At 71.8% G+C, this 16,059-nt stretch carries 14 protein-coding genes; 8 read left to right on the forward strand and 6 right to left on the reverse strand.

The window, feature by feature from the left end; translation table 11 throughout:
- Window positions 1-39: 39 nt before the first annotated feature.
- The 3 genes from BLR95_RS04270 to BLR95_RS04280 all read right to left on the reverse strand — a co-directional run bounded on the left by BLR95_RS04270 (window position 40) and on the right by BLR95_RS04280 (window position 3,487).
- The gene (locus tag BLR95_RS04270) at window positions 40-873 is read right to left on the reverse strand and encodes a beta-keto acid cleavage family enzyme (RefSeq protein ID WP_092615925.1); all 834 of its coding nucleotides are present in this window, start codon (window positions 871-873) and stop codon (window positions 40-42) included.
- Window positions 874-1,099: 226 nt separating this feature from the next.
- Window positions 1,100-2,443: an aspartate aminotransferase family protein gene (locus BLR95_RS04275; RefSeq protein WP_092615929.1), complete on the reverse strand. Its 1,344-nt coding sequence runs from the start codon at window positions 2,441-2,443 to the stop codon at window positions 1,100-1,102.
- A gap of 27 nt (window positions 2,444-2,470) precedes the next feature.
- A complete protein-coding gene (locus BLR95_RS04280; protein WP_176787607.1) occupies window positions 2,471-3,487 on the reverse strand; it encodes a MurR/RpiR family transcriptional regulator in 1,017 nt (338 codons plus the stop codon).
- A 289-nt stretch (window positions 3,488-3,776) separates the two neighbouring features.
- Between BLR95_RS04280 and BLR95_RS04285 the strand changes: the two genes are divergently transcribed.
- From BLR95_RS04285 to BLR95_RS04295, 3 genes are all read left to right on the forward strand, one after another.
- On the forward strand, window positions 3,777-4,292 hold the full coding sequence (locus BLR95_RS04285) for an adenine phosphoribosyltransferase (protein ID WP_092615935.1): 516 nt from the start codon (window positions 3,777-3,779) through the stop codon (window positions 4,290-4,292).
- Between the two features lie 81 nt (window positions 4,293-4,373).
- Window positions 4,374-6,632 (forward strand): sensor histidine kinase, encoded by a 2,259-nt coding sequence (locus tag BLR95_RS04290; protein WP_092615938.1) that lies wholly within the window; start codon window positions 4,374-4,376, stop codon window positions 6,630-6,632.
- Window positions 6,629-7,414, forward strand: a complete 786-nt coding sequence (locus BLR95_RS04295; RefSeq protein ID WP_092615941.1) for a metallophosphoesterase — start codon at window positions 6,629-6,631, stop codon at window positions 7,412-7,414. Before BLR95_RS04290 ends, BLR95_RS04295 begins: the two co-directional genes overlap by 4 nt.
- A gap of 30 nt (window positions 7,415-7,444) precedes the next feature.
- Here the strand turns inward: BLR95_RS04295 and BLR95_RS04300 are convergent, their stop codons facing one another.
- Window positions 7,445-8,767, reverse strand: coding sequence for an ABC1 kinase family protein (locus BLR95_RS04300; protein WP_092615944.1), 1,323 nt, complete (start codon window positions 8,765-8,767; stop codon window positions 7,445-7,447).
- Window positions 8,768-8,942: 175 nt separating this feature from the next.
- Here BLR95_RS04300 and BLR95_RS04305 point away from each other — a divergent pair, with 175 nt between their 5' ends.
- The 3 genes from BLR95_RS04305 to BLR95_RS04315 are packed head-to-tail and all read left to right on the forward strand — an operon-like array spanning window position 8,943 to window position 11,990.
- Window positions 8,943-10,130 (forward strand): sulfotransferase, encoded by a 1,188-nt coding sequence (locus BLR95_RS04305; protein ID WP_143130931.1) that lies wholly within the window; start codon window positions 8,943-8,945, stop codon window positions 10,128-10,130.
- 2 nt (window positions 10,131-10,132) lie between these two features.
- On the forward strand, window positions 10,133-11,284 hold the full coding sequence (locus BLR95_RS04310; protein ID WP_092615950.1) for a glycosyltransferase: 1,152 nt from the start codon (window positions 10,133-10,135) through the stop codon (window positions 11,282-11,284).
- The gene (locus tag BLR95_RS04315) at window positions 11,259-11,990 is read left to right on the forward strand and encodes a polysaccharide deacetylase family protein (RefSeq protein ID WP_092615953.1); all 732 of its coding nucleotides are present in this window, start codon (window positions 11,259-11,261) and stop codon (window positions 11,988-11,990) included. The genes BLR95_RS04310 and BLR95_RS04315 overlap by 26 nt, the downstream gene beginning before the upstream one ends.
- A 179-nt stretch (window positions 11,991-12,169) precedes the next feature.
- On the opposite strand, the gene BLR95_RS04320 is transcribed toward BLR95_RS04315, so the two are convergent.
- Window positions 12,170-12,751 carry an RNA methyltransferase gene (locus BLR95_RS04320; RefSeq protein WP_092615955.1) on the reverse strand — a complete coding sequence of 194 codons (582 nt, stop codon included), beginning with the start codon at window positions 12,749-12,751 and terminating at the stop codon, window positions 12,170-12,172.
- Between the two features lie 122 nt (window positions 12,752-12,873).
- On the opposite strand from BLR95_RS04320, the gene BLR95_RS04325 reads away from it, so the two are divergent.
- Both BLR95_RS04325 and BLR95_RS04330 read left to right on the forward strand, forming a co-directional pair.
- Window positions 12,874-13,878, forward strand: a complete 1,005-nt coding sequence (locus tag BLR95_RS04325) for an NADPH:quinone oxidoreductase family protein (RefSeq protein WP_092615958.1) — start codon at window positions 12,874-12,876, stop codon at window positions 13,876-13,878.
- Window positions 13,878-14,306: a secondary thiamine-phosphate synthase enzyme YjbQ gene (locus BLR95_RS04330; RefSeq protein ID WP_218119482.1), complete on the forward strand. Its 429-nt coding sequence runs from the start codon at window positions 13,878-13,880 to the stop codon at window positions 14,304-14,306. Before BLR95_RS04325 ends, BLR95_RS04330 begins: the two co-directional genes overlap by 1 nt.
- Before the next feature lie 11 nt (window positions 14,307-14,317).
- Here the strand turns inward: BLR95_RS04330 and BLR95_RS16200 are convergent, their stop codons facing one another.
- A complete protein-coding gene (locus BLR95_RS16200) occupies window positions 14,318-15,514 on the reverse strand; it encodes a D-alanyl-D-alanine carboxypeptidase family protein (RefSeq protein WP_176787609.1) in 1,197 nt (398 codons plus the stop codon).
- Window positions 15,515-16,059 lie beyond the last annotated feature (545 nt).

Raw genomic sequence — 16,059 nt, forward strand, 5'->3', positions numbered from 1 at the left:
TGGGCAACATCCTCCTGCCCGGCCCGGTTTCAGCCTCCCTCAGCCCAGCCGCCAGCCGGCCCGCACCTCGGCCGCCGTGGCCAGCCGGCGCCCGCACAACGGCGCCGCCGCCACCATCTGGGCGACCAGCGCGGCGTTGTCCGGGGCCAGGCGGCCATCGGCCAGCAGCAGGTTATTCTCGAAGCCCAGGCGCACATCGCCGCCCAGGGCCGCCGCCGTCGCCGCGCAGGCCCCTTCCAGCGGCCCGAAGGCGCAAATCATCCAGTCACCCGGCGGCGGAGTCGGCCGCGCCGCGAGAAAGCCCAGCAGATCGGCCGGCCGGGCGGTCAGATCGCCGGCATACTTGCCAAGCACATAGAGGGCCCGGGGCCGAACCTCGGGGATCACCCCGTCGGCGACCAGCCCGGCCAGCCGCGCCACCTCGTCCGGGCGATAGAGGATGTACTGGACCAGCGCCCCGTCCTCGGCCAGCTCGCGCAGGAAGGCGGCCACCGGCGCCGGGTCGGCTCCCTCGGGCAGCAACTCGCCCAGGGCCAGCGACACCGCCTCCGGCCGCACCCCGCGCACCACCGCCATCTGCGCCGCGCGCTGGTACATCCCCACCGCCTCGGTGGTGATCTGCAGCACCATCTCGTCGCCGACCACCCGACGCACCGCCCGGATGGCCTCAAGATAGGCCTCGGCATCCAGCAAATGCCGGCCCTCGCGGTCGCGCACATGCAGATGCAGCATCGCCGCCCCGGCCCGCAGACAGGCCCCCGCCACCTCGGCCAACCCGGCCGGCGTCAGCGGAATGGCCGGATGATCCTCAAGCCCCCGCCGCGCCCCATTGGGCGCCACCGCCACCGTCAGTCCCGGCATGACATCCGACATCAAAGGGGCTCCGCCCCTTGAACCCCGCCGGGGGAGCCGGGGGCTCCCCCGGACCCCCGCCATGACTTAAAGCCGGACAAGAGGGGGGTGGCTGAGCGCGGGCGCTCAGCTACCCCCCTCTTGTCCGGCTTTGATTCATGGTGGGGTCTGGGGAGGCCTCCCGGCCTCCCCAGCGGGGGTTCCAAGGGGGCGGCGCCCCCTTGGCTGTCGGCTGTCAGGTGCGGGGTCATGGCAGGACGCTGGCGAGGGTGGTGTGGAGGCGTTGGCCGATCTCTTCCAGGTCGGAGTCGGTCATGATGAAGGGCGGGGCGAGCAGGATGTGGTCGCCCCGTTGGCCATCGATGGTGCCGCTCATGGGGTAGCAGATCAGGCCGTTGGCCAGGGCCGTCTTCTTGACCTTGGCGGCGATGCCCAGGGCGGGATCGAACGGCTGCTTGGTTTTCCGGTCGGCGACCAGTTCCAGGCCCAGGAACAGGCCGCGGCCACGGATGTCGCCGACCTGGGGGTGGTCGGCGAAGTGGTGGTCGAGGATCCGGCGCAGGGTTCGGCCCATCCCGGGCACCCGGGCCAGCAGGCCGTCGTCGAGCAGGCGGTCGAGCACGGCGCCGCCGGCGGCGCAGGCCGTCGGGTGGCCCATGTAGGTATGGCCGTGCTGGAAGAAGCCGGAGCCGCCCTCGATGGCGTCGTGGATGCGGCGGTGGACCAGGGTGGCGCCCAGCGGCTGGTAGCCGGCGCCCAGGGCCTTGGCGACGGTCAGAAGGTCGGGCACCACATCGTCGTGGGCACAGGCGAACAGGGGACCGGTGCGGCCCATGCCGCACATCACCTCGTCGAGGATGAGCAGCACGCCGTGGCGGTCGCAGACCTGGCGCATGGCTTTCAGGTAGCCGGCCACGGCGGGCACGGCGCCGGCGGTGGCGCCGACCACCGGCTCGGCGATGAAGGCGGCCACCGATTCCGGACCCAGGTCGCGGATGGTCTGGTCCAGTTCATCGGCCAGGCGGGCGACGTAGGCCGCTTCGTCCTCGTCCGGGGCCATGCCGCGATAGGCGTAGCAGGGCGAGACGTGGCTGACCTCCATGAGCAGCGGCTCGAAGGGGGCGCGGCGCCACAGATTGCCGCCGGCGGCCAGGGCGCCCAGGGTGTTGCCGTGGTAGCTTTGCCGGCGGGCGATGATCCGTCGGCGGGCCGGCTGGCCGATCTCCAGGAAATACTGGCGGGCCAGTTTCAGCGCCGATTCCACCGCTTCCGAGCCGCCGCTGACCAGATAGACGTGATCCAGTCCCGGGGGCGCCAGCCCGCTCAGGCGGCGGGCCAGGTCCTCGGCCGGCTGGCTGGTGAAAAACCCGGTGTGGGCGAAGGGCAGGCGATCGAGCTGGGCCTTGATGGCGCCGATCACATGGGCATCGTTGTGGCCCAGGGCGGAGACGGCGGCGCCGCCCGAGGCATCCAGATAGCGCCGCCCGGCGGCGTCGATCAGCCAGGGCCCGTCGCCGCCCACGGCGGTTTCGGGCAGGTTTCTGAGATGGCGGTGAAAAACGTGGCTGGCGGCCGGCCGGGCCAGGGTCATGCCGGGCTCTCCATGTGAGGGGGGATTTCAGGTCGATGGGGGCTCGCCGGCGGCGCCGCGCAGGCCGCGCCGGGGGCGACGCCAGTAGGCGTCGAAGCGGTCCAGTTGTTCCTGGCTGTGGCGCAGGTTGGCCAGCGCCGCCTCGCCGCCGCGGGCGACCAGCAGGGCGAGCAGCATCTGGACCAGGGCCAGCGCCGGCACCAGCGACTGGAAATAGCTGGGCGAGGAGGTTTCGACGGTGAGCAGGGCGGTGGCCGAGGCGGCCAGCGGCGACACCGCGCTGTCGGTCAGGGCGACCACCCGGGCCCGGCGCTCGGCGGCGTATTCGGCGGCGATCACCGCCTCGCGCGAGTAGGGCTTGAAGCTGATCACCAGCAGGGCGTCGTCGGGGCCGAGGTCGCGCAGGGTGTCGAACAGGCTGCCGCCGGCGCCATCGACCATCACCCCGTTGTGACAGGCCAGACCGTAGGCGTAGTGGAACAGCCGGGCCAGGGCGTTGCAGCTTCTGAGCCCCAGGATGTAGACCCGACGCGCCTGCCCCAGGGTGATGGCGGCCTGCTCCAGGGCGGCCCGCCCGTCCGGCCCCAGCGCCTCGCCCAGCACCCGGCAGTCGGTGTCGATCATGTCGGCGATCAGGCCCTCGCCATGGTCGGGACGGGCCCGGGCCTGCAGGGTGCGGGCCCGGGCCACCGCCGGGCCGTCGTTGCCGCGCAGCCATTGACGATAGGGTTCGCGCAACGCCTCGAAGCCGTCGTAGCCCAGGGCGCGGGCCAGCCGGACCATGGTCGAGGCCTTCACCCCGGCCTGCGCGGCCAGCCCGCGCATCGAGGTCAGGGCGACCTCCTCGGGGTGGGCCAGCAGGTAGTGGGCCGCCTTGCGCAACTGCGGGCTGAGCTCGTCGCGGCGCTGACGCAGCCGCTCGCCAAGGGCACTGGCGGCATCCTCGGCCGGCGCCAGTTCGGACGTCAGGTTGGGCGCCAGTTCGGACGCCTCGGGCGTGGCGGTTGCCTCGGGCAGGGCGCTGGTCTGCGGATCGGCGATCATCGAAAGGCCCCCCAGGGGCGGCTTGGCCGGCATGGGAAACGCCGGGCGGCGTCACATCAGCCGCCGATGATGACACGGTTGTGTCATCCGGTGCAAACGCCGAAAACGAATGACTCGCCCCCGTTCCTGTCGAGTCTCTTGTCGAACCTGCCGTCGGCTCCTGGCCCGGCACGCCAGTTTGCTTTCGCCAGTTTGCTTTGGCCAGTTGGCCTTAGTCAGTTTGCCTTCACCAGCGTCTGGGGTACCATGTCCCCAGTGGCTTTCCGGGATAAAGGGTTAAAGGCAGACCATGGACATCCGCGATCACATCCGTTCCATCCCCGACTTCCCCAAGCCGGGGATCAATTTCTATGACATCTCCACCCTGCTCGCCGAGCCCGACGCCTGGCAGGTGACCATGGGCCGCATGGCCAAGGTGGTCGGCCCCTACGCCCCGGACGTTCTGGTCGGTGTTGAATCGCGGGGCTTTCTGGTCGCCGCGCCGCTGGCCCTGAAGCTGGGCTGCGGCTTCGTCATGGCCCGCAAGAGCGGCAAGCTGCCCGGGGCGACGGAGCGCTATGAATACCAGCTCGAATACGGCTCGGACGTGGTCGAGATCCAGAAGGACATGATCGCCCCCGGCCAGCGGGTGGTGGTGCTGGACGACCTGATGGCCACCGGCGGCACCGCCGCGGCGGTCTGCGAGTTGGCCCACCGCATGGGGGGCGAGGTGGTCGCCGTGGCCTGCATCATCGAGTTGACCTTCCTCAACGGGCGCGACCGCCTGGACGTTCCGTTCCACACCGTCGTCCAGTATGCGTCCTGATCCTCGGTTCGCCAGGGGGCGGCGGTCAGGGTCGCCCTCCCGGCGGCCGCCCCGGTCCCGACACCGGAGTCGGCCCATGTGATGCCCAGCGCCCCGCCCAGCCTGCTTGCCTCGGCCCTGCCCGGCGTCCTGCTTGCGGCGGCGATGGTGGGAGTCGTCATGGCCGTGGCCTTGGGGCGAATGGCGCGGACCAGCCTCGACCTGTCGCCGGGGGCGCGCCGGACCCTGGGCTGGTGGGCCGCGGCCTTCCTGACCGAGGGCGTGGCCTCGACCCTGCTGTTCGTCGATCTGGGCGGCGGCCCGCGACTGCCCCTGCCGGCGCTGATCGAAGTGCCGCATGTGCTGAGCACCCTGATGATCTACCTGGGCGCGCGGGCCCGGCTGGAGCGCCCGCCGGCCCCCGTGTGGACCCTGGTCGCCACCTCGCTGGTGGTGCTGGCCTGGCCGCTGGGCATCGAGCTGTGGCTGGGCCCGGTGCCGCACCTGCTGGCCAGCGGCCCGTTGCTGGTCCTGGCCGGACTGGCCCAGTGGGCCGCCGCCGCCCTGTTCCTGATCGGCCCGGCGCACCAGTTGCTGGACGGCCGCCCGGTGGCCGCCCTGTTGGTCGGCCTCGGCCTGCTTGACGCCGTGGCCCCGCTGCTGTTCGGCCAGCCGGCCTGGATGACCCTGCTGGCGGCCGGCCACACCGGTCTGACCGCGCTGCTGGCGGCGGTCCTCATGCTGCTGGTGCTGGGCCGCCGGCAGCGCCTTGCCGAGGTGGCCCGGGGCGAGACGCGGCAGCTTGAGATGCGCTTCCTCGACGCCGTGGAAAGCCTGCCCGAAAGCTTCAGCCTGTACGACGCCGACGACCGTCTGGTGCTGGCCAACCGCCGCTTCATCGAGCCGTTCGCCGACCGGGCCAGGGAAATCAGGCCGGGCATCCCCTTCGCGCGGGTGGTCGAGCTGGCGGCCGAGGCCGGCTTCCTGTCCGAGGCCCACGGCCGGGTCGAGACCTGGAAGGTGGAACGGCTGGCCCGCCACCGCCACCCGGGACCGCCCTTCGAACAGGTCTTCACCGACGGCACCATCTGGCGCGTCACCGAGTCGGTGACCCGCGAGGGCGGCCGGGTCGCCCTGCGCACCGAGATCACCGACCTCAAGCGCCGCGAGGCCGAGGTGGCCGCCACCTCGGCCCGCCTCAAGGAGATCATCGACGCCCTGCCCCAGGGCATCGCGGTGGTCGCCCCGTCGGGTCATCTGGTGGCCGCCAACGGGCCGTTCGCCAGCCTGCTCGGGCTGCCCTCCGGGCTGGCCCGGGCGGGGGCCAGCTACCGGGCGGTGCTGGATGATCTGGTCGCCCGCCGGGTGCTCGATCCGACGCCCTGGGACGGCGACCCGCAAGCCTGCGTCGAGGCCGAACTGGCGGCCCTTGAGGGCCCGCTGCCCGAGCCCAGCGAATGGACGGTGCCGGACGGCCCCACCCTGCGCGTCGAGCGGGTCCGGCTGGCCGATGGCGGGCTGCTCACCACCTATGTCGACATCACCGTGCTGAAACGGGCCGAGGCCCAGGAACGCGAGGCCAAGGAGGCGGCCGAGCGGGCCAACCAGGCCAAGGCCATCTTCCTGGCCAACGTCAGCCACGAACTGCGCACCCCGCTGAACGCCATCATCGGCTTTTCCGAGGTTCTGGCCAGCGAGCTGTTCGGCCCCCTGGGCGCCCGCGCCTACCAGACCTACGCCGGCGACATCCTGAGCAGCGCCAGCCACCTTCTCGATCTGATCAACGACATCCTGGACATGTCCAAGGCCGAGGCCGGCAAGATCGACATCGATCCGGAAAGCCTCGATCCCGGGGCCGAGATCCGCGCCGCCCTGCGCATGGTGGCGGCGGCCGCCCGGCGGGCCCAGGTCAGGCTGGTCCCCGACCTGCCGGCCGCATCGCCGCGCCTGAACGCCGACCGCCGCCGCCTGCGCCAGATGCTGATCAACCTGATGTCCAACGCCATCAAGTTCAGCCCGCCGGAGGGCGCGGTGCGCGTCACCCTCGGGCGCGAGGCGGACGGCGCCCTGTGCATCGCCATCGAGGACCAGGGCATCGGCATGGATGCCGACGGTCTGGCCCGGGCCCTGGAGCCCTTCGGCCAGGTCGACAACAAGCTGTCGCGGCGCCACGAGGGCACCGGCCTCGGCCTGCCCCTGACCCGTGCCCTGATCGAGTTGCACGGCGGCACGTTGCGGCTCGACACCGCGCCCGGCCAGGGCACCCGGGCCGGGCTGATCTTCCCGGCCAGCCGGGTGGAAAACGCCACCGCCGGCACCACATGTGAGGCAACCGAAACGCCGGCCCCGATGGCGCCATGACACCCCACCTTGAGAGCGGCCCACGCCAGCCCGCTCCGGGCCGCCTGCCGCCCGGCCGCGAGGTGATCGCCATCGGCGACGTGCACGGCCAACGGGCCCTGCTCGACTGCCTGCTCGATGGCCTACTGCAGCGGCTGGCCGGGCACGCCGAGGGCAGCGTCGAGGTGGTTTTTCTGGGCGATCTGGTTGATCGCGGCCCGGACAGCGCCGGGGTGCTCGACCGGGTGGCGGCGGCCACCCGCCACGGCCTGGGCCCGGCCCGCGTCCACGCCCTGATGGGCAACCACGAACAGATGCTGCGCCGCGCCCTGGAGCATCGCCCCGGGGCCTGGGAGATGTTCCTGGGCAACGGCGGGCTGGCCACGGCGCGGTCGCTGGGCGCCGACGCGGCGACCCCCCAGGCGGCGCTGGCAGCCATGGCCCGGGCCCTTCACGGGCCGCGCCGCCGGCTGCTCGAGGACACCCTGAAAAGCCACCACCGGGTCGGCGACTACCTGTGCGTCCACGCCGGCATCGACCCGGCCCGCCGGCTGGCGGCGCATCTGGCCCGCCCCTGGGACGAGGTGGAGCCGCGCCACTGGGCCTGGATCCGCGAACCCTTCCTCAACCGCCGGGCGCCCTTCGAGGGCGGCGTGATCGCCGTCCACGGCCACACCCCGGCCCAGGGGCCGCAACTGTGCGCCAACCGCCTGGGCATCGACACCGGCGCCGCCTACGATGGCCCCTTGAGCGCCCTGTGGCTGAAGGACGACGGGCTGAGCGTCATCCAGGCGGTGCCCTGAGGCGGGCCGGCCAAGGAGCGGGCCGGCCTCTTAAAGATACGGCTCGATGATGGCCGACAGGTCGACCCGGGCCTTCAGCCGGGTGGCCAGGAAGTAGAAACCGCCGAACTTGCGCTGCATGAACAGGGTGTCCATGGGCGGGATGTGCCAGAAGTCGCGCCCCGAGCCCAGTTCCATGCCGATGTCGCGCATCCGCGGCGCCAGATCGCTGCCGGCGAAGTCGAAGGCGCCGGGGCGGCGCATCGGCTCCATGGACAACTCGAACATCTCGACCATCAGCCGCTTGTGGCGCTCCGGGGTGTTTTCGGCGAAGAAGCCGATGTCGAGGATGGCGGCCCGGATGGCCGCGCGGTCGCCGGCCAGCCCGGCGTGCATCAGGCGGCGGAACTGGGGCGCCATGTGCGGCCCCAACTCGCGCGAGGCGCCGAAGTCGAGCAGCACCACCCGGCCGCTGTCCGGCTGGTAGCGGTAATTGGCGAAGTTGGGATCGGTCTGCATCAGGCCGAACTGGAACAGCTCGCGGAAGACCAGACCGATCAGGCGGCGCATCACCTCGTCGCGCGTCGCCTGGGGAGCGTCGACCAGACTTTCCACCGGCACCCCGTCCACATAATCCATGGCCAGCACGTCGGTGGTCGTCAGGTCGGCGTGCAGGCGTGGCACCACGAACTCGGGATGATCCTTCAGAAGCTCGGCGAAGCGGCTCAGGTAGTGGCCCTCGCGCTCGTAGTCGGCTTCCTCGTGCAACTGGCGCTTGGCCTCGGCCAGCATGGGGGTGATGTCGAGCTCGCGCGGCATGGCGCCGGACAGGCGCATCAGGGTGGCGACGTTGTCCACGTCGCTGTCGATGCTGCGCCGCACCCCGGGATACTGCACCTTGATCGCCAGATCGCGGCCGTCGACGGTGGGCGCCCGGTGCACCTGACCGATCGAGGCGGCGGCGATGGGCTGCATGTCGAACTCGGTGAAGCGGCTCTTCCAGTCGTCGCCCCAGTGGCGGGCCAACACCCGCTTCAACTGGCCGCGCGGCATGTAGTGGGCGTCGGCGCGCAGGCGGCCCATGATCTCGGCCAGCTCGGGCGGCAGCATGTCGCCGGCGTCCATGGAGATCAACTGGCCGACCTTCATCGCCGCGCCGCGCATGTGGGCCAGCTGGTCGGCCACCCGGCGGGCGTTCTCCGGGGTCAAAAGAAGGTCGCGCGCCTTGGGGCGCTGGCCCCGGGCGATCTGGCGCGCCCCGCCGAGGGCCGCCCGGCCGGCCAGGCCGGTGGCCAGACCGCCGAAGCGGGCGACCCGGTTGAAACGGCCACTGGGTACCGCCAGGGCGCGGGAGACGGGCTTGTGCTCGGTCATCGAAGGTGGGTCCTTGGTCCGTTGAGATGCGGCGACCCTATCCCGACTCCCCCGCCGCCGACGGTGACTTAGGCACAGAGGGGGGTCGGCGCCAGAGGGCATCCTGGCGGCGGGGGTTGACGCGGGCCGGCTGGTGGTGTCGGGTGCCGTATCCGTTGGAAGGGAGAGCGGGGACGTGCTGGCAGTGATGGGCGATGTGGTGGGGCGCGGCGCGGCCCTGGTCGGAGCAGCCTTCCGGGCCCCGCCGGGGCGGCGCCGCCCATCGGTCCGCCGGGTGGTCACCATGGCCGTCTTCCTGCCGGCCTTCCTGCTGGTGCAGGCGGTGCACGGGCTGTGCCTGCTGCTCGACGAGGTGCTGTTCCCGGCCTACCGCAAGGTCAAGGTGAACGATCCGCTGATCGTGCTGGGCGTGCCGCGCAGCGGCACCACCATGGTCCACCGCGCGCTGGCCCGCGACCCCAATCTGACCACCTTCTCGACCTGGGAATGCCTGCTCGCGCCGTCGATCATCCAGCGCCGGGCGGTGTTCGCCCTGGGCCGCCTGGACGCCCGCCTGGGCCGCCCGCTGGGCCGCCTTCTGGCCTGGGTCGAGGGCCACCTGTTCGCCCGCCTGGACGATGTCCACGCCATGGACCTCTCGGCCCCGGAAGAGGACTACCTGGCCCTGCTGCCGGTGCTGGCCTGCTTCATCCTGGTCGTCCCCTTCCCCACCGCCGAGCCCCTGTGGCGCTTGGCCCGGGCCGACCGCGACCTGCCGGAAGGCCAGCGGCGCCGGCTGATGGCGTTCTATCGGCGCCTGTTGCAGCGCCACCTTTTCGTCCACGGGCCGGACAAGCGGCTTTTGTCGAAAAACGCCGCCTTCGCCGGCAGCGCCGCCACCCTGAAGGAAACCTTCCCCGAGGCCCGCTTCCTGGTCTGCCTGCGCCGGCCCGACAAGGTGGTGCCCTCGCAACTGTCGGCCATCGCCGACGGGGTGCGGCTGTTCGCCGGCGACCCCGACGAAACCCTCTTCCCGGCCCGCATGCCCGAGCTGCTGGCCGACTACTACCACGCCCTGCTGGCCGCCCTGCCGCCCGAGGGCGGGCCGCGCCACCGGGTGTTCGCCATGGAGGCCCTGAAAAACGACCTCGCCGGTACCCTCAAGGGCGCCTATCGCGACCTCGGCCTGCCCCTCGAGGACGCCTTCGCCGCCGCCCTTGACGAGGAAGCCGCCGCCGCCCGGGCCTACCGCTCGCGCCACGCCTACCGGCCGCCCGGCCCGGCCCTCGACCCCGAGTCCATTGACGCCCGCTTTGCGCCCGTCTACCAAAGGCTCGACGCCGCCGGCCTGCTGGCCGTCCCCCCGCGACCGAAGGAAGCCTGACCATGCCCGAGCCGACGGCCTCCGGCGGCAGGACGGACCCCACCGCGCCCACCCCGGCCCGCCACGAGTTGCGCATCGCCGTGGTCTCCGACGCCGAGTTGGAGCGCAACGGCGTCGGCGCCTACTACGCCGATCTGGCGGCCCACCTCGGCGAGCACGTGGCCGAGCTGGCGATCATCTCGCCGGGCGGCGACAACGCCTATGGCAGCCTGTCCATGCCCATGCCGGGCGACTCCACCCAGACCCTGTGGATGCCCAACGTGATGGCCGTGCGCCGACGCCTGAGGGCGCTGAAACCGCACGCCGTCATCCTGCCCACCCCGGGGCCGTGGGGGCTGCTCGGGGCGCGCCTGGGCAGCGGCGTCGGGGCGGCGCTGATCGTCGGTTTCCACACCCATTTCGAACAGCTCACCCACCTTTACTGGAACCCGCGCCTGGGGCTGATCCCGCGCACCTACATGCGCTGGGTCAGCCGCTACCTGTTCAAGCGCGGCCGCATGGTGCTGGCCAACTCCCACGCCATGGCCGAGGTGGCGCGCGGCCTGGGCGCCCCCCAGGTCGACCTGATGGGCACGCCGATCCCGCGCGCCTTCGTCGACACCCCGCCGCCGCCCCTGCCCGAACACATCGAAAAGGTCCTTTTCGCCGGCCGGCTGGCCCCGGAAAAGAACGTCGAGGCGGTGGTCGAGGCGGCCGCCGCTCATCCCCACATCGCCTTCACCATCGCCGGCGACGGCCCCTTGAGGGCCAGCCTGGAAGCCCGCGCCGCCGAGTTGCCCAACCTCTCGCTGGTCGGCTGGGTGCCGCGCGCCGAGTTGCCCGCCCTGATCGACCGGCACCACCTGCTGATCCTGCCATCGCACGTGGAATCGCTGGGCACCATCGCGCTCGAGGCCCTGGCCCGGGGACGCAACGTGCTGGTCTCGACCCACTGTGGAATCACCGAATGGCCGATGCTCGACCGCGCCCTGTTCCGCATCGGCGACGGCGAAACGGTGGCCCAGGCCCTGGGCCGCGCCCTCGACGTCGATGCCACCCTGCGCCACCGCAAGGCCACCCTGGGCGCCGAAGGGGCCCGCGAGATGAACGCCTGGGCCATCGAAGGCTGGCTCAAGGTGCTGGAAGACCATGTCGGCCCCCCCGCCGCCGGATAACCCCCGGGCCGGCGGGCCGATCGTCTCCATCCACGACGTGATGCCCCACACCCTGGAGCGGGTCGGCCACCTGCTGGGGCTGACGGCACCGCTCGGCCCGGTCGACCTCTTGGTGGTGCCGGGCCTCGACTGGCAGCCCCCCCACATCGCCACCCTGAAAGGCTGGCAACAGGCCGGCCACCGCCTGGCCGGCCACGGCTGGACCCACAAGGCCCGCCACATCAAACGCCCCTACCACCGCCTGCACAGCCTCCTCGTCTCGCGCGACGTGGCCGAACACCTGGCCCTGGACGCCGACGGCATCATCGAGCTGATGAACCGCTGCCACGGCTGGTTCGCCGCCCACGACCTCGCCCCGCCCGACCTCTACGTGCCCCCCGCCTGGGCCCTCGGCCCCCTGCCCCGACACCGCCTGAACGAAACCCCGTTCCAACGGGTCGAGGTGCTGGCCGGGGTGATCGACACCACCTGCGGCCACCTGACCCCCAGCCCGGTGATCGGCTTCGAAGCCGATACCCCACTGCGCGCCCTCACCCTCAAAACCCTCAACAGCCTGCAACTGAACTGGGCCAGAATCACCAACCGACCCTGGCGACTGGCCATCCACCCCGACGACCACACCCTGAAACTCGCCCCCAACCTCCACACCACCCTGGAACGTGCCCGGCCCGGGGCGACCGAAAGCAAGGGGGCGCTGCCCCCTTGACCCCCGCCGGGGGGACCAGGGGCCCCCCCGGACCCCCGCCGTGACTTAAAACCCCACCCAGGGGGGCAAGCCCCCCTGGGTGGGGTTTTGATTCATGGTGGGGTCTGGGGAGGCCTCCCGGCCTCCCCAGCGGGGGTCAAGGGGGCGGAGCCCCTTTGCTGTTGGCTGCCCCGGGCCGGTCACGCTTCCCAGGGTGGTGGGGGTTGGCGGTGGCGTTCCAGGGCGGCTTGGCGTTCCGGGGTACGCATCAGGGGGGCGCCGTGGGTATGGGGGGGCAGGTCTTCGCTGGGGCCGCCGGGTTTGAGGGGGCGGGGGGCGAAGCGGCCTCGGCTGATCATGCGGTCGTACATGACGATCAGGCCGGCGGCGCCGACGTTGAGGCAGAAGCGGCTGGGGATTTGCACGATGAAGTCGCAGGCTTGGTGCATGTCGGCGGACAGGCTGCCGCGTTCCGGTCCCATGATGTAGGCGGCGTGCAGGGGGTGTTGGAAGCTGGGCAGGGGGATCGACTTCTCGGTCAGTTCCACGCCGACCAGTTTGCAGCCGTCGGGCAGGATCATCTGTTCGACGGTGGGGAACTGATAGAAGGGCAGGTGGCCGAGGGCGTCCGAGGTATCGGTGCGGTGGCCCTGGTCGCGTTCGTACTGGGCCGAGACGGTGAACACGAAGGCGGCCCCGAAGGCGTGGGCCGAGCGGAACAGGGCGCCGACGTTGTATTGCTTGCTGACGCTTTCGATACCGATGCCGAAATAACCGCGCATGGACGGGGGGAGACTCCTGGTCGGGGAAGGCAAGTGTGGCGGGCTGTGGGCGATCTTCCTATCTTGACCAGAGGTTTTGGGCAATCAAGCCTTGGCCTGGGTTTAAGGCGGGGAGGACGGCAATGCGGGCGGCGGTCTGTCAGGCACTGGGCGATCCGGGCGAGGTTCTGGCGGTGCGCGATCTGCCACCGCCGCCACTGGGCGAGACGGGGGTGCGCCTCGCGGTCAAGGCGGCGGGAGTGAACTTCGCCGATGGCCTGCTGTGCCGGGGTAAGTACCAGGAAAAGGCCGAGCCGCCGTTCGTGCCCGGGTTCGAGGTCGCCGGCACGGTGCTCGAGGTGGCCCCCGGGGTGGCCGCCCGGCGCCCCGAGCTGACGCCGGGTCGGCGGGTGCTGGCGGTGCTCGACCGGGGCGGCTATGCCGAGCAGGCGGTGGCGGCGGCCGATGACGTGCAGGTGCTGCCCGAGGGCATGGACTTCGTCACCGCCGCCGGCTTTCCCATCGCCTATGGCACGGCCCATCTGGCCCTGGCCGACCGCGGCCGGCTGGCCGCCGGCGAGGTACTGGTGGTGCATGGCGCGGCGGGCGGCGTGGGGCTGTGCGCGGTGGAGTGCGGCAAGGCCCTGGGGGCCGAGGTGATCGCCACCGCCGGCGGCCCCGACAAGCTGGCGGCGGCCCTGGAGCACGGCGCCGACCATGTGATCGACGCCCGCGAGGAGGACGTGCGCGAGCGGGTGCGCGCCCTGACCGGCGGGCGCGGCGCCGACGTGGTGTTCGACCCGGTGGGCGGGCCGCTGTTCGAGGCCTCGCTGCGCTCGATGGCCCCGGACGGGCGACTGCTGACCATCGGCTTCGCCTCGGGCGAGGTGCCGAAGGTGGCGGCCAACTATCTGCTGGTCAAGAACCTGACCGTCACCGGGGTCTACTGGGGCGCCTACCGGCGGCTCGACCCGGCGCGGCTGGCCGCCTCCTTCCGCCAGTTGTTCGACTGGTACCGGGCCGGCCGGCTGCACCCCCGCATCGCCGCCACCTTCCCGCTGGCCGAGGCGGGGACGGCGCTCAATGAGCTGGCCGCCCGGCGCATTGTCGGCAAGGCGGTGATCCTGCCCGATGGCGAGCCGGCCTGATGGCGGGACTGCGCCAGGCCAGCACGGTGTTTAAGGTGGCCACCCGGGGCCGGGGCCTGCACGAGATCACCGACCGGGTGGCCGGCTGGGTGGGCGAGGCTGGTTTCGGGGAGGGCCTGCTCACCCTGTTCATCCGCCACACCTCGGCCAGCCTGATCATCCAGGAGAACGCCGACCCCGACGTGCGGCGCGATCTGGTCGCCGCCTTCGACCGGCTGGCCCCGGAGGATCATCGCCTCTACGCCCACCAGGAGGAAGGCCCGGACGACATGCCGGCCCACATCAAGAGCACCCTGAGCGACGTTTCGCTGTCCATCCCGCTGCTCGGCGGGCGGCTGGCGCTGGGCACCTGGCAGGGCATCTACGTGGCCGAACACCGCGCCCGCCCCCACACCCGGCAGGTGGTGGCGCATCTGATCGGGGAATAGGCCAAGGGGGCCTACTGATCCCCGGCGGCGGCCTGCAGGCGCTCGAAGCGCTCGGCTGCCTCCAGGCTGGCGGCCAGGGTCGCCGGGTTGAGGACCAGACAGGCGGTGTGGTCCTCCCGCTCGCGCAGATCCAGGCAGGTGGGCACCGCCTCGGCCTCCTCCAGGTTGGTGATCAGGGCCCGATAGCGCACCGGCGCCCGGCCCGGCCAGACCAGGGCAAAGGGATGCCCCCGCCCCAAGCGCTTGCGCAACGCCCGCTCGGCCGCGCGGGCCGTCTTCAGGGCCTTCTCGGGGGTCAACTCCACCCCCACCTGCACGGCCCACGCGGCGCTGTCCACCTCGATCTCCGGCGCCCGGTCGGTGCCGAAGCAGCGCTCGGCGATCCAGTCGTTGGACAGGCTGGCCACCCGCACCGCCGGATCGTCGGCCAGGGCGGCCAGCGTCGGCCCGCCGCCATCAAGCCGCCGGAAGCCGCCATCCAGCAGCCGCGCCATGCCCCGATCACGGTCTTGACGGGTCGGGTTGCCCAGCACCACGCCGATCAGCCGCCGCCCATCGCGCACCGCCGAGGCCGCCAGCGTATACCCGGCGGCACAGGTGAAGCCGCTCTTGATGCCGTCACTGCCCGGCAGCCGGCCAAGAAAGCCGTTGTGCCCCTGGCGCCAGCGCCCGCCCAGCGAAAACCCCTTGCCGCCGACCAGCCGGTACAGCCCCGGATGGTCGCGCACCAGGGCCCGGGCCAGCAGCGCCAGATCACGCGCCGTGGTCACCATCTCCGGATCGGGCAGGCCGGTGGCGTTGGTGAAGCGCGTCCGAGCCATCCCCAGCTCGCGCGCCGTGGCCGTCATCAACTCGGCAAAGGCCGCCTCCGAGCCGGCCAGACGATCCGCCACCGCCACCGCCACGTCATTGGCCGAAAGACTGGCAATGGCCTGGATCGCCGTCTTAACCGGCAGCTTCGCCCCCGCCTTCAAACCCAGCTTGGTCGGCGGCTGGGCGGCGGCGGCACGACTCACGGTCAGACGGTCGGACAGCCCAAGCCGGCCCGACTCGACAGCCTCGAAAAGCAGATACAAAGTCATCATCTTGGCCAGCGAGGCCGGATAGGCCAACGCCGTCGGCGCCCGCGCCCCCAACACCCGACCATCCTCGGCCGACACCACGATCGCCGCCCGCGCCGGAGCCGATTGCGGCAACAGATCAGGCACCGAGTCGGCCCCGGCCGGACGCCCCAAAGACGCCACCCCCACCACAGCCGCCACCAGGACAGCCAGTCTTCGCAGCCCCACGCCTCGCATGACCAAAAGCCTGCGCCCGGGTTCGAGGCCGGTCAAGTGACAGCACGGCGCCAGCAGGCACAGGATTGAAAGGGGCTTTTTCTCGGGGCCGCTGCTCCCGAACCCCCACCTTCATCAAATCGGGGGCGTTGCCCCCGTACCCCCACCGGGGGACACCGGGTGTCCCCCGGACCCCCGCCAATTCGTTGGAGCGGAACGCCGGCATCCGCGTCGAAAACAAAGGGTGTTTGGGTGCAGGCCAGCTTCGCTGGCCTGCGAAACAACCCCAACCAGACGCCAATCAGCCACGAACGAACCCGGATCGGTTTTTGTTTTCGCGGGCCAGCGAAGCTGGCCCGCAACCAACCCCCATCCGCGTTCCACTCCGCCCTGGCGTTTCACTCCCCCGAAATGGCGGGGGTCCGGGGGACCGCCTTCGGTCCCCCGGTTGGGGGGTCGGGGGCAAGGCCCCCGAT

Origin of the sequence: Roseospirillum parvum, from assembly GCF_900100455.1 — a bacterium.
Lineage (GTDB): Bacteria > Pseudomonadota > Alphaproteobacteria > Rhodospirillales > Rhodospirillaceae > Roseospirillum > Roseospirillum parvum.